The 21,140-nt window shown below is 55.9% G+C and carries 22 protein-coding genes; all 22 read right to left on the reverse strand.

Translation table 11 applies throughout. The annotated features are described in order from the left end of the window. Nucleotides 1–259 precede the first annotated feature (259 nt). The 22 genes from THISIDRAFT_RS04120 to THISIDRAFT_RS04225 all read right to left on the reverse strand — a co-directional run bounded on the left by THISIDRAFT_RS04120 (nucleotide 260) and on the right by THISIDRAFT_RS04225 (nucleotide 21,140). Nucleotides 260–1,033, reverse strand: coding sequence for a class I SAM-dependent methyltransferase (locus THISIDRAFT_RS04120; RefSeq protein ID WP_006786883.1), 774 nt, complete (start codon nucleotides 1,031–1,033; stop codon nucleotides 260–262). A gap of 243 nt (nucleotides 1,034–1,276) precedes the next feature. Next, a complete protein-coding gene (locus THISIDRAFT_RS04125; protein WP_139063980.1) occupies nucleotides 1,277–1,561 on the reverse strand; it encodes a hypothetical protein in 285 nt (94 codons plus the stop codon). Between the two features lie 48 nt (nucleotides 1,562–1,609). Continuing rightward, a complete protein-coding gene (locus THISIDRAFT_RS04130; protein ID WP_006786881.1) occupies nucleotides 1,610–1,951 on the reverse strand; it encodes a hypothetical protein in 342 nt (113 codons plus the stop codon). Between the two features lie 353 nt (nucleotides 1,952–2,304). Continuing rightward, nucleotides 2,305–3,123: a shikimate dehydrogenase gene (gene aroE, locus THISIDRAFT_RS04135; protein ID WP_006786880.1), complete on the reverse strand. Its 819-nt coding sequence runs from the start codon at nucleotides 3,121–3,123 to the stop codon at nucleotides 2,305–2,307. Between the two features lie 6 nt (nucleotides 3,124–3,129). After that, nucleotides 3,130–4,140 carry a porphobilinogen synthase gene (gene hemB, locus THISIDRAFT_RS04140; RefSeq protein WP_006786879.1) on the reverse strand — a complete coding sequence of 337 codons (1,011 nt, stop codon included), beginning with the start codon at nucleotides 4,138–4,140 and terminating at the stop codon, nucleotides 3,130–3,132. A gap of 80 nt (nucleotides 4,141–4,220) precedes the next feature. Beyond that, the gene (locus THISIDRAFT_RS04145) at nucleotides 4,221–5,174 is read right to left on the reverse strand and encodes an MBL fold metallo-hydrolase (protein ID WP_006786878.1); all 954 of its coding nucleotides are present in this window, start codon (nucleotides 5,172–5,174) and stop codon (nucleotides 4,221–4,223) included. 11 nt (nucleotides 5,175–5,185) lie between these two features. Further along, the gene (locus THISIDRAFT_RS04150) at nucleotides 5,186–5,659 is read right to left on the reverse strand and encodes an SRPBCC family protein (protein ID WP_006786877.1); all 474 of its coding nucleotides are present in this window, start codon (nucleotides 5,657–5,659) and stop codon (nucleotides 5,186–5,188) included. A gap of 18 nt (nucleotides 5,660–5,677) precedes the next feature. After that, on the reverse strand, nucleotides 5,678–6,067 hold the full coding sequence (locus tag THISIDRAFT_RS04155; RefSeq protein WP_006786876.1) for a CBS domain-containing protein: 390 nt from the start codon (nucleotides 6,065–6,067) through the stop codon (nucleotides 5,678–5,680). Between the two features lie 14 nt (nucleotides 6,068–6,081). After that, nucleotides 6,082–6,429, reverse strand: coding sequence for a P-II family nitrogen regulator (locus THISIDRAFT_RS04160; RefSeq protein ID WP_006786875.1), 348 nt, complete (start codon nucleotides 6,427–6,429; stop codon nucleotides 6,082–6,084). A 97-nt stretch (nucleotides 6,430–6,526) separates the two neighbouring features. After that, nucleotides 6,527–8,071, reverse strand: a complete 1,545-nt coding sequence (locus THISIDRAFT_RS04165) for a DUF1538 domain-containing protein (RefSeq protein ID WP_040851800.1) — start codon at nucleotides 8,069–8,071, stop codon at nucleotides 6,527–6,529. A 175-nt stretch (nucleotides 8,072–8,246) separates the two neighbouring features. Next, complete coding sequence (ispA, locus tag THISIDRAFT_RS04170) at nucleotides 8,247–9,131, reverse strand: (2E,6E)-farnesyl diphosphate synthase (RefSeq protein WP_006786873.1); 885 nt, start codon at nucleotides 9,129–9,131, stop codon at nucleotides 8,247–8,249. Then, entirely contained in the window at nucleotides 9,131–9,400 is a 270-nt protein-coding gene (locus THISIDRAFT_RS04175; RefSeq protein ID WP_006786872.1) for an exodeoxyribonuclease VII small subunit, read from the reverse strand. The genes ispA and THISIDRAFT_RS04175 overlap by 1 nt, the downstream gene beginning before the upstream one ends. 27 nt (nucleotides 9,401–9,427) lie before the next feature. Beyond that, on the reverse strand, nucleotides 9,428–10,687 hold the full coding sequence (gene rho, locus THISIDRAFT_RS04180; protein WP_006786871.1) for a transcription termination factor Rho: 1,260 nt from the start codon (nucleotides 10,685–10,687) through the stop codon (nucleotides 9,428–9,430). Between the two features lie 398 nt (nucleotides 10,688–11,085). Further along, complete coding sequence (lpxB, locus tag THISIDRAFT_RS04185; protein WP_040851793.1) at nucleotides 11,086–12,270, reverse strand: lipid-A-disaccharide synthase; 1,185 nt, start codon at nucleotides 12,268–12,270, stop codon at nucleotides 11,086–11,088. A 10-nt stretch (nucleotides 12,271–12,280) separates the two neighbouring features. Continuing rightward, the gene (locus tag THISIDRAFT_RS04190) at nucleotides 12,281–13,387 is read right to left on the reverse strand and encodes a DegT/DnrJ/EryC1/StrS family aminotransferase (RefSeq protein ID WP_006786869.1); all 1,107 of its coding nucleotides are present in this window, start codon (nucleotides 13,385–13,387) and stop codon (nucleotides 12,281–12,283) included. Between the two features lie 54 nt (nucleotides 13,388–13,441). Beyond that, nucleotides 13,442–14,419 (reverse strand): Gfo/Idh/MocA family protein, encoded by a 978-nt coding sequence (locus tag THISIDRAFT_RS04195; RefSeq protein WP_006786868.1) that lies wholly within the window; start codon nucleotides 14,417–14,419, stop codon nucleotides 13,442–13,444. Between the two features lie 50 nt (nucleotides 14,420–14,469). After that, the gene (rph, locus tag THISIDRAFT_RS04200; RefSeq protein WP_006786867.1) at nucleotides 14,470–15,186 is read right to left on the reverse strand and encodes a ribonuclease PH; all 717 of its coding nucleotides are present in this window, start codon (nucleotides 15,184–15,186) and stop codon (nucleotides 14,470–14,472) included. A 163-nt stretch (nucleotides 15,187–15,349) separates the two neighbouring features. Then, nucleotides 15,350–15,847 carry a GspH/FimT family pseudopilin gene (locus THISIDRAFT_RS04205; RefSeq protein ID WP_006786866.1) on the reverse strand — a complete coding sequence of 166 codons (498 nt, stop codon included), beginning with the start codon at nucleotides 15,845–15,847 and terminating at the stop codon, nucleotides 15,350–15,352. Between the two features lie 136 nt (nucleotides 15,848–15,983). Further along, nucleotides 15,984–17,720, reverse strand: coding sequence for a single-stranded-DNA-specific exonuclease RecJ (gene recJ, locus THISIDRAFT_RS04210; protein ID WP_006786865.1), 1,737 nt, complete (start codon nucleotides 17,718–17,720; stop codon nucleotides 15,984–15,986). A gap of 53 nt (nucleotides 17,721–17,773) precedes the next feature. Continuing rightward, nucleotides 17,774–18,526, reverse strand: a complete 753-nt coding sequence (locus tag THISIDRAFT_RS04215; protein ID WP_006786864.1) for an MBL fold metallo-hydrolase — start codon at nucleotides 18,524–18,526, stop codon at nucleotides 17,774–17,776. 72 nt (nucleotides 18,527–18,598) lie between these two features. Further along, entirely contained in the window at nucleotides 18,599–20,473 is a 1,875-nt protein-coding gene (locus THISIDRAFT_RS04220) for a phosphoenolpyruvate carboxykinase (GTP) (protein WP_256439210.1), read from the reverse strand. Between the two features lie 244 nt (nucleotides 20,474–20,717). After that, entirely contained in the window at nucleotides 20,718–21,140 is a 423-nt protein-coding gene (locus THISIDRAFT_RS04225) for a hypothetical protein (protein WP_006786862.1), read from the reverse strand.

The raw sequence follows: 21,140 nt of genomic DNA on the forward strand, positions 1-21,140 counted from the left end.
AATTCCAGGGATGCCAATACCAAGAAGAAGGATCTGATTACCGTCCATCGCGTTCACCTGTACTGTTCGAACCAGCCCTATCGTATCTCAACGTTTTGTTGAAGGATTCCACTTAATGTGACGAGGAGCCTCAAAAAACCACCTAACTAAAACCTTAATCAGCAACGCCTGCTTTTTGTATTTAATCTCTCAGGTCATATTCCCCGCCGCTTGCGGCGGGGACGTTAGCTGCTGCAATATACATCGAATATTTGTATACTTAAATTTTCTTTCCTATGTAAAACACATACCCATAATATTTCTTATATTTATTATATAATTCAGCTTCATGCCTTTGGTTTATTACAAGATCTTCAGCCGCTTTATTTCCCGCATATTTCTTTAAAAATAATTCTTGTGCAGGCACTTGCGGAACATAAAAATTTTCAGTCCAGCAGTTTTCTGGCAAAACAAAAGCAGCCATCGGTATGTATCCAGCTTTTTGCATTTGGCCTATCTTGTTTGCAATAGTATCAATTTCCGGATAAGCATCTTTCCAAAATCTATCAATCTCATCCGGCCTCGTTTCGGTGAACCAGGATGCCTCAGAAACGGCAATAAAGCCTCCATTATTTAGGAACTTACGCCATTCGTTTATGCCACGCTCAAAGCCGATATTATAGATAGCCCCCTCTGACCAGATCAGATCCAGCGCTTCATTCTGAAAGGAAAGATCATCCATTGCACCAACAACGCCGACCACTCTACTCTGGAGATTTTTCTTTCGGAAACTGTCGTTGAAAATGTCAATAAAGTCGGCAAACAAATCAATACCGGTAATATGCCCTAAGGTATTTTCAGCCAGCACCATTGTCTGACCGCCTGTTCCGCACCCTATATCGGCTATTTTTGATTCACTTGTAAGGTTATCAATAAAACTCAAAGCTTTTACAGTTACATCTGGACTCCCGGGCCCTTGTCGTTCTATGCTCGAAAAATATTCACAGATCAATTTAAAGTCAAATTCATGTATTGATTTATCTGCCTGGCTCATATCTCTTATCTATCCTCAATGGGTGAAACACGGTGAAGGCCCGAACTTCCGACAACGAGAGAGACCCGCGTGTTTCAACGGACGTCATGCGCCCAAGCGGGTGAAACGGCCTTGGCGATTCGTTGGGTAACCCGCGTTGGAGCTCACCATGGTTGCATGGTCCTTTGAACTCCGGAGGAAACGCCCCGAGCGTACCCGCATGCGGGGTGGTGTGGAGGCCGGGGGGGAATTCCGGTTGTCCGGTTAGTGCTTTTCACCACTGGCAACTTCTTCAGTCACTGATAGTAAGTTGTCGTGTGAAAGCCGACCGGGAGGTCCGTCCCAAGTAATTTTTCCCATGTCCATGAGTGGAAAAAGATGATTGATAGCAAGATCATCGAGGTCCATATCCAAATACTCTGCTACTTTCTTCATTGATATTTGTTGATGCTCTTTGATAGCTTTTAAAACAGACTCGGATTTAAGCGATTTTTTGCGGAACTTAGCTGATTTTAGAATATTCTCCATTACATCTTCCAGACGTTTCACAATCTCCTCTTGGTTAGATTCTTTTACATCGTATTTTTTTAGGACCAATCAAACCTGCGATTCTATTTCTTGCTTTATGAGTTGGCTTAGCTCGCCATTTTCTTTTGATGGCTTACTCCAGATGTGCCTTCTCATATCACTGACAGTATCTTTCATCATTGAAAAAGTATCTGAATAAAGTTTGTCGAATAATTTTTCAAGCCTTTGAACACTTGCATCTATACCCTTCGCTGCCTCATTTTTTGCATTAGATGCATTACTCGACATTTTGTAGAATACTATCGATAACCAGATAGCACCGACTGCAACTATTAAGGAAGCTATGGAGGCTATCAAGGATACCAAATCCATAACGGTCATCATTCCTGCAGTCACTTGAAACTCGTTCATATTTCAGTGCTCCTGTTTCGCGCATCGTAGTAGGAATGCCATTTATCTGACGCTCTTGCACAGATCCCGGCGTGAGGTTTTCCCGCACAGGGATCTTCAGTCATATCACTCGCGCAGAAAGACGTTCCCTCACACAAGCCCCTAATTTTGTAGTCTCTGCATTGTATATTTTAGACCACCATAAATTGATTGAAATTCAAAAAGCGCATCCACCGGACAGAGAGGCTTTATGCTGATGGCTTTGGGGGTATAATAAATAATCAATTTATTTAAGTTTTGCTATAGCGACGGCTGGAAGCCGCCGCCCGGTTTATTATGCTGAATGGGTGCTGGCGTTCTCACAACCCGGCAGTTTAGGGGCTGCGCAGGCGTTGGTGTAGGAGTGGGGTGGTGTCTGGGCGGATGCCGCGCCAGAGGTAGAAGGCCTCGGCGGCTTGTTCGACGAGCATGCCTAGGCCGTCGGCGTACCAGCGGGGGTTTTGTTGTTGCGCCCAGTGCAGGAAGGGGGTCAGGGTCTGGCTGTAGAACATGTCATAACAGCCGCCGCCGGGGTTGAGCAGTCCATCGGGGAGCGCGGGCTGTTCACCGTCAAGGCCGGCGGAGGTGGCGTTAATGATCAGGTCAAAGTGGTGGCCGACGAGATCGTCATAGCCGCTGGCGGAGAGGCGTCCCAGGTGGGCAAATTGGCTGAGCAGATGTTCGGCGCGGCTGAGGGTGCGGTTGGCGATGTGCAGATGTGCCGGGTTGTGCGCCAATAAGGGTGCCAGCACGCCGCGCACTGCGCCCCCGGCCCCCAGGATGAGGATTTTGCGGGCGTGTAATGTCACGCCGAGATTGCTGCTTAAATCGCGCACCAGTCCGGCCCCATCGGTGTTGTCGGCCAGCAGGCTGCGATCCGCTTGCACCACGAAGGTGTTAGCCGCTTGTGCCAGCGTGGCCCGGGGGGTGTGTTCCTGGGCCAGGGCGAAGGCTTCTTCCTTGAAGGGGACGGTGATGTTCATCCCGCGAAAGCCCTCTTTGACCCGTTCAGCGATACAGGCGCGAAAGCCATCCTTGGGGGCAAGGATGGCTTCGTATTGCATCCGCTGCCCGGTCTGGGCGGCAAACTGGCGGTGTATCGCCGGTGAGCGGCTGTGGGCGATGGGGTGACCGATGACGGCGTAGCGGTCCACGCGGCCTTAGTCCTGTCCGTGCAGCCAGCGGGCCACTTGTGGGGCGTAGTAGGTGAGAATGCCATCCGCCCCGGCGCGTTTCATGCTGAGCAGGGCTTCCAGTACGCAGGCACGCTCGTTGATCCAGCCGTTTTGCGAGGCGGCCTTGAGCATGGCGTATTCGCCGCTGACGTGATAGGCAAAGGTCGGCACACCGAATTGATCTTTGATACGGCACACGATGTCCAGGTAGGGCATCCCCGGTTTGACCATGACCATATCGGCGCCTTCGTTAAGATCCATGGCGACCTCGTTGATGGCCTCATCGCTGTTGGCCGGGTCCATCTGATAAGTGTATTTGTTGCCCGCGCCCAGATTGGCGGCAGAGCCTACGGCGTCACGAAACGGACCGTAGAAGCTGGAGGCATATTTTGCCGAGTAGGCGAGAATGCGGGTGTGGATGTGGCCGGATTTTTCCAGCTGGCTGCGAATGGCACCGATGCGCCCATCCATCATGTCGGAAGGGGCCACGATGTCCGCCCCGGCCTGGGCATGGGAAAGCGCCTGACGCACCAAAACTTCGACGGTTTCGTCATTCAGGACATAGCCGCTGTCGTCGATCAGGCCATCTTGACCGTGGGTGGTGAAGGGATCGAGCGCCACGTCGGTGATAATGCCCAGTTCCGGTACTGCGGCTTTGAGTGCGCGCACTGCACGTTGCGCCAGACCTTCGGGGTTGTAGGCCTCGCGGGCGTCTTCGGTTTTTTTCTCCAGCGGTACCACCGGGAACAGGGCCATTGCCGGAATCCCGAGTTGTTGGGCGGCTTTGGCCTCGGCCACCAGCAGGTCAATGGACAGGCGCTCGACCCCCGGCATGGATGGCACGGCCTCACGCTGGCCACTGCCTTCCAGGACAAATACCGGGTAAATCAGGTCATCACAGCTGAGGTGATGTTCGCGCATCATGCGGCGGGAAAAATCATCGCGGCGCATCCGCCGGGGACGGGTGATCGGGTATTGGCCGTGGTAGGGATTCATCGGTTTATCAAACTCCTAAGGCGTTGAGTGAGGGAGGCGCTGCGCGGGAAAGGGCCGGTCAGCGCGTCAGTGTTGTATGGTCAGGCGGCCTGTTCGCGATCCAGCCAGATTTCCAGCCCTTGTACGTTAAGGGTGACATCCATCTCCAGCAGATTGCGCTGCTCGGCTTTGGGCAGGGTACAGCCCAGAGCATCAAGGCGAGACAGCATGATGTCCATCATGCCCTCGCACAGCGCCTGATGGCGGTTCGGCGCATCTTTGAGGGCCAGGCCCAGCGCCACATAGGCATCAATCTGTTCATGGAGTCCTTGCGTGAGCGCCGGGGTTTTGCGGATGCGTCCATAGTGGGTCAGGTAGATATAGTCCAGGCCCTGGGCATCGATCTTATCCACCGAAGCATGCAGCTTTTCGGGCTCAAACTGTACCGGCGTTGTGGTGGGAAACAGGAATACCTCGCCAGCAACGTCAAATTCACGGTACGAGATGCCGAAAGTGTCACCGGTGTACACGCCATTGCCTTGGGCATCCACAATGCAGAAATGATGACGGGCGTGGCCGGGGGTATCAATGATGCGCAGCTCGCGTCCGTTGAAGCTGAAAATATCGCCGTCATGCGCCTGCATCACCCGCGCCTCGGGAACCGGTACTACGGTGCCATAAAGGCGGGCCATGGCCTCTTCGCCATAGACAGCACTGGCACCCGCAATCAACTGACTGGGATCAATCATGTGACGGGCACCGCGTGGATGAATGATCAGCCGCGCCTCGGGTAAATGGCGTATCAGTTCACCGGCACCGCCGCCATGATCCAGATGCACATGGGTGGGGATTACATAATCCACCGCCGTGCGCGCAATGCCCTTGGCATCCAGCACCGCCAGCAGACCGGGAATCGACAGGCTGGTACCGGTTTCAATAAACGCAGCGCGCCCCTTTTCAATGAGCAAATAGGCCGCCGCCAGGGCATGGCGGCAAAAGCCGGTGTCAATGGCGGTGATGCCATGATCCAAATCAGTGTAGTGGGGTAAAGACATGCAAGCACTCGTTATGCAGAAGGGATGGTGTCGTTTGGGTCAAGCCCTGCCGCAGCGGCCTGGCGGTTTTCTGCGCGGATGCGCTGGCGGATGCGTTCCAGGGCTTGCTCGCCAATGGAGCGCACCACCGGATTGACCAGTCGCCCGAGGGTTTTATCCAGCAGGCGGCTGGGCAGTTGATAGCTGATCACCAGATGAACCTGGGTGCCTGCCCCCGCCGGGGTGATGTGATAACGCCCGGTGTTGGGGATGCCACTGAGCGAGCGCCAGACAATGGTGGTGGGCGGGACACATTCGACGATGGCCACATCCCAGGAAAAGACCTTACCGGCGGCGCGCACCTGCCAGCGGTAGCGGTCGCTGCCCAAGGGGACGATGGATTCCACCGCATCGCTGTAGCGGCTGAATTCTTCGACCTTGCGAATCAGCCCGAATACGCGCTCCGGGCTGGCTTCCAAAAACATCTGCTGCTCAATATCAGGCATGATCAGCCCATCTGCATTTTATTCTGCGGCCAGATCCAGAATGGAGCCGACAATATCGTTGATGGTCACAATGCCTTCCAGTTCATTGTTACGCAACACCACCAGGCGGCGGATTGACTGGCTGACCATCAGCTTGGCGACGTATTTGATGTCCATCTCGCTGGGCACGGTGAGCACCGGCTTGGAGCACACATCATAGACATTGATCATGTCAATATCGCCGCCCTCGGCCACAATGGTGCGCAAGACGGTGGTGTAGGTCACAATCCCGTAGGCATCATGAGGATTGCGTTTTTCAACGACTAAGGATTTCACCTTGTGGCGGCGCATTAAACGCATCGCATCGCGCAGGGTGGCCAGCGGCGATACGGTGATGACATTGCGCACCATGATATCACTAACAAGCATGGGGAGTTCCTCGGCTAAATTTCATCTTTGAGATGTTCTTCAAAGCGGGTGAGCTGTTCGATATCAATCCCGGCAATGTGTTCAAGCGGCATGGTAAAGATCACGCCCTTGGTGTGGGTCTTGAGTTCGAGCTCATCGCATAAACGCTTCATGACGCTCAGCGACAGACTTTTTTCCAATACAAAAATCAACACCGACTGACTGCCTTCGTAGGTCAGGCCGAAAAAGGTCTTTTTTTCGGCGGCGCCGATACCGCGAGCATCCAGAATGGTGACGCCACCGGCACCGGCCTGTTTGGCGACATCAATCGCCTTATCTTCGAGATCTTCAGCAAGAATGGCAACAAGTACGGCAAATTTCATAGATTGTGTGCGGGCCTTGCGCCCTTGAGCTGCGCCGGGCTGACTCCGCGTCTCCTCAGTCAATTACATGGGGTGGATAACCAATGGTGTCTGTGCTTTAGCGGGATGCGTTCGGTTCTGGAGGGGCACGTTTGCGCTGCAGGCGCGTGCCCAGTTCGATAAAGATGGCATAGAGCATGACGGTAACGATAGGAAAAATCGAGGCAAAGGCAATCAGCCCAAAGCCATCAATCAAGACATTACGCCCCTCAATATGCGTTGCCAGACCGATACCCAAGGCGGTGACCAACGGTACGGTGACCTCAGAGGTGGTCACCCCACCCAGATCAAAGGCCAGCGCGATGATATAGCTTGGAGCCAGCCAGGTCAGCAGAATCACCAGCGTATATCCGGCCATGATATAAAAATGGATGGAGTCGCCAGTGATGATGCGATGCACCCCGATGGTGATGCCAATCGCCACCCCGACGGCGACCAGCAGACGAATCACCGTACCACTGAGACGCCCCCGGGCGGCTTCCTGTGCCTTTTGCCCGATAGCAATCAGGGCGGGTTCGGCCATGGTGGTACCAAAACCGATGGCGAAGGCAAACAGATAGAGATAGCCGTGATAATCCAGCGCCACCAACTGCTCGGCCATGCTGCGGCCAATGGGGAAAAGCCCCAGCTTCAGGCCCACCACAAAGGCATACAAGCCTAAAATCACCAGCACAAAGCCAACGATCACCTTGGCCAGATGCGCAATCGGGCGGCGAATCACCACATACTGGAAAAACAGAATCACCAGAATGATCGGCGCCACATCGCGCAACATTTTCAGCAGATCCAGCACCATACTCAGCCAGAATGCCGGGGGCGCAGCCGCCGGGGTCTCAACCGCTGCACTGGCATGACTGGCATTGAGCATGGTCCCCGCCAGCTGCGCGTCAGCCTCACCGAAGCTGTACACCAAAACGCCATACAGCTGCACGGTGATCATCGGTACCATCACCGCCAGGGCGACCAGCCCAAAGCCATCGCTTAAGGTGCTGCGTCCTTTGATGGATGCGGCCAGACCGATCCCCAGGGCGGCAATCAACGGCACGGTGACAATATTGGTGGTCACGCCGCCAGAGTCATAGGCCAGGCCGACAATCTCTGCCGGGGCAAAGAAGGTGATCATCACCACCAGCACATAACCGCTGATCAGATACCAGTGAATCGGGTGTCCAAAGACGATACGCATGATGCCCAAGGCCACCACCGCACCCACCGACAAGGCGACAATCAGGCGCAATACCGTAGCACTCACCCGTCCCTCGCTGATCTGCTGAGCCTGATCGGCCACCGCAATCAGCGCCGGTTCAGCCACCACCGCCGCAAAGCCCAGACAAAAACCAAAGGTCAGCAACAGCAGCAAGGAACCTTTTTTCGCAAAGGCATTGGAGAGATTTTTGCCGATGGGAAAAATCCCCATCTCCAGCCCTTGCAGAAACAGCGCCACCCCAAGCACCACCACGCCCAGGCCAAAGAGGATCATACCCAGATCGTCAGGCACCTGACGGATGATGACCGCCTGAAAGAAGGCAACCACCGCAATAATGGGCAGCAGGTTTTTAAAGGAGTGAAGCAGGATATGCCAAAAGGCCTTCAGCGAGTCCAGCAAACGGACAATCTCCTTTTCGGAAGCGCCGAGTTATACTCGGCTTGGTTTTATGGAACGCCGACGTGGAGTCGGCCCTACCGGCAAACATCACGCGACGCCTGCGGCTTGGTTGCCGAGTACCACTCGGCGCTCCTTGTTTTTTTGCCGCAGGATTAGCCGGGTAGGTATGCGCTTAATGAATCCGCTCGACGATGTAGCGTGCGACAAAACGCAATAAATCCGCATCAGGACCCAGCGGGCTAATGCTCTCCAGGGCATCATCCACCAATTCACGCGCCCGCTGCTTGGAAGCCTCCATACCGATCAAGGCCGGATAGGTCGGCTTGTTTTGCGCCATATCGGAACCCTGTGGCTTACCCAAGGTCTCGGTATCGCTTTCCACATCGAGAATATCATCGCGGATCTGAAAGGCCAAACCAATGCACTTGGCGTAACGGTCCAGCTTTTCCAGGCGCACTTCATCAATCTCGACCAAACTCAAGGCGCCGAGCAACACCGAGGCGCGAATCAGGGCGCCGGTTTTGTGAATGTGCATATCTTCAAGCTGGACCAGATCAATCTGTTGCCCAACGGAGGCCAGATCAATCGCCTGTCCACCGGCCATGCCGCGTGACCCGGAGGCCCGCGCCAGAATTTCCATCATGCGCAGACGAACCTTGGGATCCTCGGTCATTTCCGGGTCGGTCACCAGAATCTGAAAGGCCAGCGCCTGCATCGCATCCCCGGCCAGAATTGCGGTGGCCTCATCAAAGGCCTTATGACAGGTCGGTCGGCCCCGGCGCAGATCGTCATTGTCCATCGCCGGCAGGTCGTCATGAATCAGCGAATACACATGAATCAGCTCAACCGCGCAGGCCGGGCCATCCACACAGCTCAGCGGAACGCCCAGCGCCTTGGCCGTGGCATAGACCAAAATGGGACGAATCCGCTTGCCGCCATCCATCGCCGAGTAGCGCATGGCCTGATGCAAACTGGCGGGGTGGGTGGTCGGGGGTTGCAACCAGTGATCGAGGACGGTTTCGATGCGTTGCTGATACTCGCGCAGCAATCCCTCCATTATTCGTTTTCTCCGCTTTGAAGGTGATGATCGGGGCTGAACTCGACAGCCCCCTGTTCAGTCAGGATATGCACTTTTTGCTCAGCGATGGCCAGCGCGTGCTGGCACTGGCGTGTGAGCGCCAAACCACGCTCAAACTCACTTAAGGCGTCTTCCAGGGACAGATCACCCTGCTCCAGACGCTGCACCAGGCGTTCCAGTTCCTCCAGTGCCTGGGCAAAATCCGGGGGCGCTTCCAGTGGCAAAGTCTGTGGGGAATCGTGTGTCATCGTCGGCAAGCTCGACCTGTGCAGGCGTCAGGAGCGCTTCATCATGTCAAAAAATTCGTTATTGGTCTTGCTTGACTGGAGCCGTGCCAGCAGGAAATCCATCGCCTCCACATCATCCATGGGATGGAGAAACTTACGCAAGATCCACAGCTTTTGCAACTCTTCTTGATCGGCCAGCAGTTCTTCGCGGCGAGTCCCGGAACGGTTGATATTGATGGCGGGATAGACCCGTTTTTCGGCGATGCGGCGATCCAGATGGATTTCCATGTTGCCGGTGCCTTTAAATTCCTCGTAGATCACTTCATCCATTTTTGACCCGGTGTCGATCAAGGCTGTGGCGAGAATCGTCAGGCTGCCGCCTTCTTCCACATTGCGCGCCGCGCCAAAAAAGCGCTTGGGTCGGTGCAAGGCGTTGGCATCAACACCGCCGGTAAGCACCTTGCCGGAGCTGGGGACAACGGTGTTATAGGCCCGTGCCAGACGAGTAATGGAATCGAGCAAAATCACCACATCGCGCCGGTGTTCGACTAGGCGCTTGGCCTTTTCAATCACCATTTCGGCAACTTGTACATGGCGGCTGGCGGGTTCGTCAAAGGTACTGGAGATCACCTCGCCCTGCACCATGCGCGACATCTCGGTGACTTCCTCGGGGCGCTCATCAATGAGCAACACCATCAGATAACATTCGGGATAATTGGTGGCGATGCTTTGCGCAATATTCTGCAGCATCAGGGTCTTACCGGCCTTGGGAGGAGAAACAATCAAACCGCGCTGGCCCTTGCCGAAGGGGGCGACAATATCAATCACCCGGGCGGTGATGTCTTCGGTGGAGCCGTTCCCTCGCTCCATGCGCATCCGTTCGGTGGCATGTAAGGGGGTGAGATTTTCAAATAAGACCTTGCTGCGGGCGTTTTCCGGGGATTCAAAGTTAATCTTGTCAACTTTTAATAAGGCAAAATAGCGTTCCCCTTCTTTGGGGGGGCGAATCTTGCCGGAAATGGTATCCCCGGTGCGTAGATTGAAACGACGAATCTGGCTGGGCGAGACATAGATATCATCCGGGCCGGCCAGATAAGAGCCATCGGCGGAACGCAGAAAGCCAAAGCCATCCTGCAAAATTTCCAGTACGCCATCACCGCAGATATCTTCGCCACTTTTCGCGTGGGCCTTGAGGATGGCAAAAATTACATCCTGTTTGCGCGCTCTGGCCATGCCTTCAATATCCATGGCTTGAGCAAGATCAATAAGTTCGGAGGCAGATTTACGCTTGATTTCGGTTAAGTTCATATGAAAACGGTGGGAAGGTTTACGGAGATAGGAAAGCGAGACTGTCTGAGCCGGTTAACAGAGGCACATCTGCAAGGAATACGGAGCAAAACCTGAGTTTGAGATTGCTGTGAGACCGCAGTTGAGGCGAATACGCAGACGTTTGGTTCCCAACATCGGGCAGGCTCGGTGCGTAAGGCGCGTTGCTTGGGATTAATGGGCGCAATGCACCCCGGATGATCGCACGCTGATCCTCATGCCAGACAACATGGCTACCTTCGCGTGTAACCATAGATGCGTGTGCTGAGGGGCCTGAGATCGGTTTTGATTATTAGCTTATAATTTAAGGTCGAGATCTTCCACGGAAGCGCCGATCTTGGGCGGATTCTATACCGCTACTCACCCAAGGTCAAACGCAATCACGGCAATGAGGTGCGCAAGGTGCCATATTTTATCAATTCCAGCGCCATGGCGGCGACATGGGCCGAGTGGCCGCTGCTGCCCAGTCGTTGACGCAGCGCGCTCAGCGCCGTGCGCATCTCCTGGGCATAGGCCGGATCATGCAGCAGGCGCTCGACTTCTGTGCCAACCTGTACCGGCGTGGCCGCCTGTTGAATAAATTCCTGCACGACGCGCTTTTCACAGACGATATTCACCAGACCAATATCGCGAATCTTTACCAGCCGTTTGAGAATGGCATAACTCAGCGGCGAGATGCGGTAGATAATGGCCATCGGCACCCCCAGCAATCCGGCTTCGAGGGTGGCCGTTCCAGAGGCCACCACTAAGGCATCGCAGGCGTGCATGGCATCATAGGTTTCCCCCTGGATCACGGTCACGCCGCAAGCGGAATCAAGATAAGGGTATAAATCCCGGGCCTGATTGACGCCCGGTGCCACCGGCAGAATAAACTGCAACTCCGGGTGACGGATGCGCAGGTATTGACAGGTGGCCATCAAGAGGGGCAGATGACGCCGCAACTCGCCGCGCCGACTGCCGGGCAACAGTCCCACCAGCGGTGCATCGGTGTCCAACCCAAAATGAACCCGCGCCTGTTCCCGGCTGTAGCGGGGATGAACCTGATCCAGCAGCGGATTGCCGACATAGCGCACCGGGATGGCGTGGCGCTGATACACCGCCTCTTCAAAGGGAAACAGCACCGCCATGGCATCCACGCAGCGTTTGATGCGCTGGATGCGTCCGGCCCGCCAGGCCCAGATCTGCGGGCTGACATAAAACAATACAGTAATGCCTAAACGTTTGGCCTGTTCAGCCAGCCGCAGATTGAATTCCACATAATCCACCAAAATCAGCAGCTGCGGGCGGGTGGCGCGCAGATGCGCAACGAGCTGTTTGAGTGCGCGGCGAATCTGGCGGTAATGCACCAACACCTCCCAGATGCCCACCACCGCCAGATCGCTGGCATCCACCAGCAGATCAACCCCGGCACGGCGCATGGCCTCGCCCCCCATGCCGCTATAGCAAAGCCCCGGCTGCTGGCGTTTGAGCGCCTCGACCAATTGCGCGGCGTGATTGTCACCCGAGGCCTCGCCCGCCACAATCACCACATGCGGCGCGGTGGCGTTTTGAGCGGCTTGGGCCATCGTGCGAGCGTCAGGCAAGGGCGCGTGTGAGACACTCAGCGATACGGTCGAGCTGATCATCATCGAGTTCCGGATACATGGGAAGCGACAGACAGCGTGTCGCCAGACGCTCACTCACCGGCAGCTGGATGGACTGATATTCCTGGGCAAACACTTTTTGCCGGTGCAGCGGGATGGGGTAATAAATGGCGCTGGCAATCTGCGCCGCGCCCAGCTGCTGGATCAGGTGATCGCGCTGCGTGGCCTCACATTGCACGGTATATTGATGATACACATGAGTACCCAGCCCATCTTCATGTGGCAACACCAGCGGCAAGGTCGCCAGCCGCTGTTTATAGCCTTGCGCAACGGCCCGCCGCTGGGCGTTTGTCGCATCAATGTCTTTAAGCTTGATGCGCAAAATGGCCGCCTGTATCTCATCCAGGCGGCTGTTATAACCAATCTCATCATGATGATAACGCACCTGACTGCCATGATTGCGCAGCCCGCGCAGGCGTTTGGCAGCTACCGGATCCTCGGTGATCACCAGACCGCCATCGCCATAACAGCCCAAATTTTTGCTGGGAAAAAAGCTAAAGCAGCCGAATTCGCCGAAGGTGCCGGTTTGTTGTCCATCCACCCGTGCCCCGAAAGACTGCGCGCAGTCTTCAATCAACAGCAGATTATGCTGCTGACACAGTGCCACCAGGCTTGCCATATCCGCCGGTTGCCCAAACAGATGCACCGGTAAAATCGCCTTGGTGCGCGGGGTAATCGCCGCCTCCACCAACGCAGGATCAAGGTTAAAGCTGTGCGGATCAATATCCACAAACACCGCCTTGGCCCCGCAATAGTGAATGGCCTCCGCCGTGGCGATAAAGGTAAAGGGCGTGGTAATCACCTCATCCCCCGGCCCGATCTGCGCTGCCTTTAGCGCCAGATGCAGGGCGTCGGTACCCGAGGCACAGCTAATCGCATGAGGTGTGCCGAGATAGGCGGCCAGCTCCTCTTCCAGGGCGCTGACATTAGGCCCCAGAATAAACTGCGTACTGGCCAGCACTTGCGCCAACGCGCCATCAATCTGCGCTTGCAGGGCCGCATACTGGCGCTGCAGATCCACCATCGGAATAGGATTCATTTATTTTTTGATTTCAAAAGATTGTCGATAAAAGCCGCTGCTGTAGACCCGCGATCAGGCCGGGCGCACTGGCAACGGGCGTTTTACCAGCGGGGCACTGGCGCGAACCAGCTCGGTAATACGCATCGCTGTGGCCAAGGCGCGCTCACCGTCTTCACCAGAGACGATCACCGGGGCGCCGTGCTGAATGGCGGCCAAAAAGGCCTCAATCTCAGCCTTGAGGGCATCGGCCTGCTCAAAAAAGCTTTCCTCGCGGATAATTTCCGGAATGCCCGGAAACATCTCGCGCTCCCCCACGCGATGAATCGCCAGGCCGCGATTTTGAAAATCAATGGCAATATAGGCATCCGGCTGAAAGATACGCATCTTGCGTTCGCTTTTGATGCTGACCCGGCTGGAGGTCACATTTGCCACACAGCCATTGGCAAATTCCAGGCGCGCATTGGCGATATCAATATCCTCAGACAATACACACGCCCCGCTGGCCGCAATGGACTGCACCGGCGCGCCCACAATCTCCAGAATAATATCAATATCGTGAATCATCAGATCCAGCACCACGCTGACATCGGTGGCACGGGGCTTAAACGGCGCCAGACGGTGCGATTCAATAAACACCGGGCACAAGTCCATGCCCTCCAGATCCAGAAAGGCTGCATTAAAGCGCTCCAGATGGCCGATCTGCAAAACCACACCCTGGGCTTTGGCCAGCTGATTTAATTCATGGGCCTGCGCCAGGGTTGTGGTCATCGGCTTTTCCAGCAGCACATGCGTGCCACACTGCAAAAAATCCCGTGCGACCGCGAAATGATGCAGCGTTGGCACGGCAATACTCACCGCAGCCACCTGCCCCAGCAGCTCCCGATAGTCGGTGAGCGCCTGACACTGACACTCCGCCGCCACCTGCGCGGCTGTCTGGGCATCCACATCCACCACCGCCACCAGATTGGCCTGCGCCAGAGCGGCATATTTCTGTGCATGGAATTTACCCAGATAGCCTACGCCAATCACTGCACACGGGGTCACTGTCATCAGGGTTATGCCTATGCTAATGAGGGTTAGTACGCGAGGTCATTTAAGATTTAATCAAGAAGCACGGCGCGTTGTGCCTGGGTAATCTCGGCAACCCCTTTTTGCGCCAGCGCCAGCATGGCATCCAGTTCGTCTTTGCGAAAGGCATGGCCCTCCGCAGTGCCCTGGACCTCAATGAAGGCCCCGGCCTCATTCATGACTACATTCATATCGGTTTCGGCCCCGGCATCCTCGGCATAATCCAGATCGAGTACCGCCACGCCCTTATAAATCCCCACCGAGACGGCGGCCACCATCCCATAAACCGGATCTTTCTTCAGAGATTTTTTTTGCATCAGATGGGAAATCGCATCCCGCAAGGCCACAAAACCGCCGCTGATGGCCGCCGTGCGGGTGCCGCCGTCGGCCTGAATCACATCACAATCCACCGTAATCTGGCGCTCGCCCAGCTTTTCCAGATCAACCGCTGCCCGCAGCGAACGCCCAATCAGGCGCTGAATCTCCAGGGTGCGTCCATTTTGTCGGCCCCGGCTGGCCTCGCGGGCGGTACGCTCACCGGTAGCCCGTGGCAACATGCCATATTCCGCCGTTACCCAGCCTCGCCCCTTGCCTTTCAAAAACGACGGCACCCGCTCATCCAGCGAGGCCGTACAAATGACTTTGGTATCGCCAAACTCCACCAACACCGAGCCTTCGGCATGACGGGTGTAATGACGGGTAAAACGGATCGGACGCAAGGCATCAGGATCACGGCCACTGGGTCGCATCAACTCACTACTCCAAATACAATAAAAGGCCGCCCATTATAGCCCAGTCACACGCCTGACGCTGCGGGATGCGCCATCGTAATTTTCAGCTTAACGCACAGGCTGTTGTTAAAACTGAGTAATCCGTCATGCCGCGCTGCGATTTGACGCCCCACGGAGTCGTTCAGCAGGTATGGTTTGATTCAATGCGTGGGCGTCCCATAATGCTTATTACTACGCGGCGTGCGGAAGAATCCAAGCAGATGTCTATTCTTCCGAAACTTACAGGTCTTCCAGTGGGTTCAAAGGTAATTCGTCGTGCAACAGTTTGATTACCAGTGACACGCGGTCCGGGGCCTTTGATGACGCGCAGGACCGGGCCGGCGTCTTGCAGGGATTGTCCGGGAGCTGGGCCAACGACAATAATCCATTGCTCGGAGTAATCCACCTGATTACTGCAGTGCTGGCCATCGACGCTGGGGCAGATGGTCACGCGTTCGGCGCGCTTGATGGCTTCAGAGCGGGCAAAGTGCACAGAGGCGATGAAGAGGTTGGTGGTTGTGGTGAGGCGTTGCTCACGCAGCAGCTGGTTAACACTGGGGATGCCGATGGCCAGGACAACGGCAAGCACCGCAAGGGCGACCATCAGTTCTATCAAGCTAAGACCGGCTTCCGTGCGCATGGAATACCTCTCGTCCTGAGCGTTGTTGGGGTTATGGTTGAAGATAGAAAAGCCTGTTGACTGGCTTTTTTATAATCAATATGGCGCGCTTTGCAAAGAGAAGTGGTTCACAAAATGGGCGATGATCCGGGTATTTTCAGCGCAGTGGCTGTTGCCACACAATTACCAGTTGTGGTGTGAATTCTCCACGGAACGCGTTGATTTCCAGACGATAGGCCAGATGCATCCAGCGCACATCCTCGGGCCACTGCGCGGCGTCGGCATTAAAGGCCATGCCGATGATGGGGTGGGCGCCGGTTTCCGGTCGCAGGGTCAGGCGCAGATGCCGTTGCCCGACCACTCGCCGCTGTAAAATCTCAAAGGTACCGTCAAACAGCGGCTCCGGAAAGCCTTGTCCCCAGGGGCCGCCCATGCGTAAGGCCCAGGCAGTTTCCAGGGAAAATTCATGCGCTTGCAAAGGCCCATCGCTTAAGAGCACGCCCTGTAAGTGCTGCGGATCGAGACGCTCGCGCACGCTTTGATCAAAGATCTCCCGAAAATCACTGAAGGCCGCTTCGGCAATGCTTAAGCCCGCTGCCATGGCATGTCCACCGAAGCGCTGGATCAAGCCAGGGTGTTGCGCTGCCATCCGCTCCAGGGTGTCACGAATGTGCAAGCCGGGAATAGAGCGTGCCGAGCCTTTGAGTTCGCCATCCTCGCCCTTGGCAAAGGCAATGACCGGGCGGTGTAACCGCTCCTTGATGCGCGAGGCCAGAATGCCAATGATGCCTTGATGCCAGTCCGCTTGATACAGGCAGATGCCGTGTGGGTGGTCGTCTGCGGGGGTTTTGCCGTTGAGATTTGCCAAAATCTCCAGGGCTTGGGACTGCATTTTGCTCTCAATGCTGCGCCGTTCGGTGTTGAGGGTGTCTAACTGGCTTGCCAGCGCCCGGGCGGCGTAGAGATCATCGCTCAGCAGGCATTCAATGCCGATGGACATATCATCCAGGCGCCCTGCCGCATTTAGCCGGGGGCCGATGGCAAAACCCAGATCGGTGGCGTTAAGTTGTGCCGGATCACGCCCCGCCACTTCCGCCAGGGCAAAGATCCCGGGGCTGCTGCCTTGCGCGGCGCGGATACGGCGCAGGCCCTGTTCGACCAGAATGCGGTTGTTATAGTCCAAGACGGCCACGTCGGCCACCGTGCCCAAGGCGACCAAATCCAGCAGCGGGCTTAAATCCGGCGGGGTACGCGCCTGGGCACGAAACCAGCCCTGGCGCTGTAGATGGGTACGCAATACCTGCAGCACATAAAAAATCACCCCCACCCCGGCGAGGTGTTTGCTCGGGAAGGTATCGCCCGGCAGATTGGGGTTGATGATAGCATCGGCGGGCGGCAATACAGCTCCCGGCAGATGATGATCCGTGATCAACACGCGCATCCCGGCGGCCTGTGCAGCGCGTACCCCGTCCAGACTGGAAATGCCATTATCCACGGTAATCAGCACATCCGGGCGCGAACGGGCTGCCACGGCAACAATTTCCGGGCTCAGCCCATAGCCATAGGCAAAGCGATTAGGCACCAGATAACTGACCCGCTGCGCCCCCAGCAAACGCAAGGCCCGCACCGCCAAGGCCGTACTGGTTGCTCCATCCGCATCAAAATCCCCCAGAATCAGGATATGTGCCTGTGTCACCAGTGCCTGCTCCAGCAGCGTCACGGCAGTCTCAATGCCCTGCAAGGTGTCGGCGGCGTGCAAATGACGCAGGCGATAATCCCGATGCCGCTGCGGGTCCGCGCCGCGATGTCGATACACCCGCGTCAGCAGATCCTCGTGCGCCCGCGCAGTATCAACAGCCGGGTAATGTTTTAAAAGCTGTGACGGTGTATGCATGATGTCGTGCTTGAGCGGCTGGCTTTAGAGGTATGGCGGTTGAGCAAGGCGGTTTAGCCCTGATCTTTGGGTTCGCAAGGGCCGCGTTGCGCCTCGGGCATGTTGTCCGGGCAGCGTCCGCACTGCTGATTGCCGGGCAGGCTGATGTCGATTTTGCGGGGGTAGGGCAGCTCCAGGCTGTTCATCAGTGCGACAAATTCCGCTTCACTGCGATGACCACCAAGACGGGGATTGCGTTTTTTTTCCTGGGCAATGGTAGAGATACAGCGGTTTTCGTAGTCGTGTGCCGGATAGACCAGGGTTTCATCAGGCAGGGTGAAAAATTTGGTGTGAATGGAGCGGTATAAGGCACTGGCATCACCGGATTGAAAATCGGTGCGCCCGCAGCTGTCAATCAGCAAGGCATCGCCGGAAAACAGCATCGCGTGGGTGCCAGTATCGAGGATATAGGCATGATGGGTGTCGGTATGCCCTGGGGTAAACAGGGGGTTTAAGACGATGTTGCCCAGCATGAAGGCTTCGCCTTCTTTGAGTCCGATGTCGGTGCAGGGGAGTTCATCGAAGGCCGGGCCACAGATTTTGCAGCCGGTGAGGGCCTTGAGTTTATAAGCCCCGGTGATGTGGTCGGCATGCAGATGGGTTTCGATGGTATAACCCAGTTTCAGCCCCATCTGTTGCAGGATGTCAAGATCGCGTTCGACGGTTTCCAGGACCGGATCAATCAGGGCCACTTCACGGGTATTCGGGCAGGCCAGCAGGTAGGTGTAGGTACTTGAATCAGGTTCAAAAAGTTGACGAAAGATCATGAGTGCCTCCGCAAAAAAAAAGCCCACCCCTCGACAGGGCGGGCAAGGTGTTACACGTTATACCCGGCAGGCTTAGGCCCGTTCTGGCGCCATGCCCCAATGCGGCGGGGAGCGCCACAAGCTGGAGAACAGCAATTCACGCATGAAGATGAATTCCTTGGGCAGTTTGTCATACAGACTGGAGAAGAATTCATCTTCCGAGACCACTTCACGCTTCCAGGCCTCGCAGTCAATGGACATCAACTCGTTAAAATCATCCCGCGAAAAACCTTCCATCCCGCGCCAGTCAATGTCTTCATAACGTGGCATCCAGCCCAGCGGGCTTTCAATCGCCGTGGTGCGACCGTGGGCGCGGTCAATGATCCATTTCAGCACGCGCATGTTTTCGCCAAAACCGGGCCAGAGGAAATTGCCCTGTTCGTCACGGCGAAACCAGTTAACGCCAAAGACACGCGGCGGATGCGCCAGGTCGCGACCGATTTGCAACCAGTGGTTGAAATAATCAGACATGTGATAGCCGCAAAACGGCAGCATGGCAAAGGGATCACGGCGCACCTTGCCCAGCTCGCCGAAGGCGGCGGCGGTGGTTTCTGATCCCATGGTTGCCGCCAGATAGACGCCGAAATTCCAGTTGGCCGCCTGATAAACTAGCGGCACGGTGGTGCTGCGCCGTCCACCGAAGATAAAGGCATCAATCGGCACACCCTTGGGATCTTCCCAGGCTGGATCAATGGAGGGGCATTGTGAGGCCGGGGCGGTAAAGCGGGCGTTGGGATGCGCCGCCGGACGGCCGCTGTCGGGTGTCCAGGGCTTGCGCTGCCAGTCAATCAGATTAGCTGGCGGGGTTTTGCTCATGCCTTCCCACCAGATATCGCCATCTGGGGTCAGGCCGACGTTGGTAAAGATGGTGTTGCGACGAATCGTCGCCATGGCGTTGGGGTTGGTATAATCATTGGTCCCAGGGGCGACGCCAAAAAAACCCGCCTCGGGATTGATGGCGTACAAGCGCCCATCTTCACCCGGTTTGATCCAGGCAATATCATCGCCCACCGTGGTGATTTCCCAGCCCTCGCTTTTGAAAGGCTCCGGGGGAACCAGCATCGCCAGATTGGTTTTGCCACAGGCACTGGGGAACGCCGCAGCCAGATAGGTTTTTTCACCATCCGGGGCCTTGGCGCCCAGAATCAGCATATGCTCGGCTAGCCAGCCTTCTTTGCGGGCCATGGTCGAGGCAATCCGCAGGGCAAAGCATTTCTTGCCCAATAAGGCATTGCCACCATAGCCGCTGCCGTAGGAGATAATTGTCTTTTTCTCGGGGAAATGGACGATGTATTTGGTGGTGGGATTGCAGGGCCACGGCACATCCTGCTGACCTTCTGCCAGCGGCGCGCCCACCGAATGCAGGCATTTGACAAAATCGCCATCACCCAGAATATCCAGCACTTTTTGTCCCATGCGGGTCATGGTGCGCATATTGACGACCACATACGGCGAATCGGTCAGCTCAATCCCGATCTGCGAGATATGCGAACCCAACGGCCCCATGCTAAACGGCACCACATACAGGGTACGCCCTTTCATGCAGCCCTGCATCAGCTCGTTGAGGGTGTTGCGCATATCCTTGGGATCGACCCAGTTATTGGTCGGTCCGGCGTCTTTCATGCTCAGACTGCACACATAGGTACGATCCTCAACGCGGGCAACGTCGCTGGGATCACTGAATGCAGCAAAACAGCCCGGCCATTTTTGCTGATCCAGGCGTACAAAGGTTCCGGCCTCAACCAGTTCATCGGTCAAGCGGTCGTATTCTTCCTGCGAGCCATCGCACCAGTGAATGTGGGCAGGCTCGCACAGCGTGGCAATTTCCTCAATCCATTGCAAAAGCGCCTGATTCTGGGTGGGAGCGGTATCGGTCATGAAGGTCTCCGTTGAGAGTTCTCGGTGTATGTCGGGTGGTTATCGTACAGCAACCGGCAAGTATCGCTTGCCGGTATTTTATTTTAATGATGTACGCCATGGACGCCGGGGTTGCACAGTGCATGACGCGCGAGCTAAGGACTGCAAATTGCGCCTGATGTTTCAGGCTACGCGATCTTATGCCGGTGTCAAGCGATTCAGATCAACTGAATCGATCCTAAATCTTGACCCGGCCCGGTGTTTGAAGTTCACCACATCAAGCACAGCAACAGCTTCAGTGAGTGCTCTGTGGGGGTGGTGATGAAGGCTCAGACGTGGCGACGGTCTCTGGTGCGCGCTCCGGCGATGATGCCTTGGGCGTGCGATAGTTCAGGCGGGTGATCATCCACGCGCCATAAGCCGCCAAAAAGATCAAAAAGCCATACAGATCAATGTGAGAAAAACCGCCCTGTGGATTGATGGTGTTGAACATAAAGACCATCTTTATACCCACCATGCCCAACAGCAAAATAATGATGGGCGCGGCCCCGCTGGTAAAGCGCACCATGGCCGAACGCTGCTCCAGAAAGCTTGGGGTATAGGCCCCCTGCGCTTTGAGCGCCTCGCGCTGCGCAATAATGTCACTGCGATGCCGGAAGGCGCGATACACCAGCGCCACACTGACGATGATCAAAAAAATACCCAGGATATGTTCCAT

It is taken from the genome of Thiorhodospira sibirica ATCC 700588 (assembly GCF_000227725.2).
Lineage (GTDB): Bacteria > Pseudomonadota > Gammaproteobacteria > Ectothiorhodospirales > Ectothiorhodospiraceae > Thiorhodospira > Thiorhodospira sibirica.

Coding starts and splice junctions, on each gene's coding strand:
- rho (WP_006786871.1), bottom strand. CDS start 10,687: ATGAACTTAACCGAAATCAAGCGTAAATCTGCCTCCGAACTTATTGAT.
- ispA (WP_006786873.1), bottom strand. CDS start 9,131: ATGGAGGGATTGCTGCGCGAGTATCAGCAACGCATCGAAACCGTCCTC.
- THISIDRAFT_RS04155 (WP_006786876.1), bottom strand. CDS start 6,067: ATGCTTGTTAGTGATATCATGGTGCGCAATGTCATCACCGTATCGCCG.
- THISIDRAFT_RS04175 (WP_006786872.1), bottom strand. CDS start 9,400: ATGACACACGATTCCCCACAGACTTTGCCACTGGAAGCGCCCCCGGAT.
- THISIDRAFT_RS04215 (WP_006786864.1), bottom strand. CDS start 18,526: ATGATCTTTCGTCAACTTTTTGAACCTGATTCAAGTACCTACACCTAC.
- THISIDRAFT_RS04225 (WP_006786862.1), bottom strand. CDS start 21,140: ATGGAACATATCCTGGGTATTTTTTTGATCATCGTCAGTGTGGCGCTG.
- THISIDRAFT_RS04190 (WP_006786869.1), bottom strand. CDS start 13,387: ATGAATCCTATTCCGATGGTGGATCTGCAGCGCCAGTATGCGGCCCTG.
- hemB (WP_006786879.1), bottom strand. CDS start 4,140: ATGAATCCCTACCACGGCCAATACCCGATCACCCGTCCCCGGCGGATG.
- THISIDRAFT_RS04130 (WP_006786881.1), bottom strand. CDS start 1,951: ATGAACGAGTTTCAAGTGACTGCAGGAATGATGACCGTTATGGATTTG.
- lpxB (WP_040851793.1), bottom strand. CDS start 12,270: ATGGCCCAAGCCGCTCAAAACGCCACCGCGCCGCATGTGGTGATTGTG.
- THISIDRAFT_RS04150 (WP_006786877.1), bottom strand. CDS start 5,659: ATGCCTGATATTGAGCAGCAGATGTTTTTGGAAGCCAGCCCGGAGCGC.
- THISIDRAFT_RS04160 (WP_006786875.1), bottom strand. CDS start 6,429: ATGAAATTTGCCGTACTTGTTGCCATTCTTGCTGAAGATCTCGAAGAT.
- rph (WP_006786867.1), bottom strand. CDS start 15,186: ATGCGACCCAGTGGCCGTGATCCTGATGCCTTGCGTCCGATCCGTTTT.
- THISIDRAFT_RS04195 (WP_006786868.1), bottom strand. CDS start 14,419: ATGACAGTGACCCCGTGTGCAGTGATTGGCGTAGGCTATCTGGGTAAA.
- THISIDRAFT_RS04145 (WP_006786878.1), bottom strand. CDS start 5,174: ATGTCTTTACCCCACTACACTGATTTGGATCATGGCATCACCGCCATT.
- recJ (WP_006786865.1), bottom strand. CDS start 17,720: ATGCATACACCGTCACAGCTTTTAAAACATTACCCGGCTGTTGATACT.
- THISIDRAFT_RS04120 (WP_006786883.1), bottom strand. CDS start 1,033: ATGAGCCAGGCAGATAAATCAATACATGAATTTGACTTTAAATTGATC.
- THISIDRAFT_RS04205 (WP_006786866.1), bottom strand. CDS start 15,847: ATGCGCACGGAAGCCGGTCTTAGCTTGATAGAACTGATGGTCGCCCTT.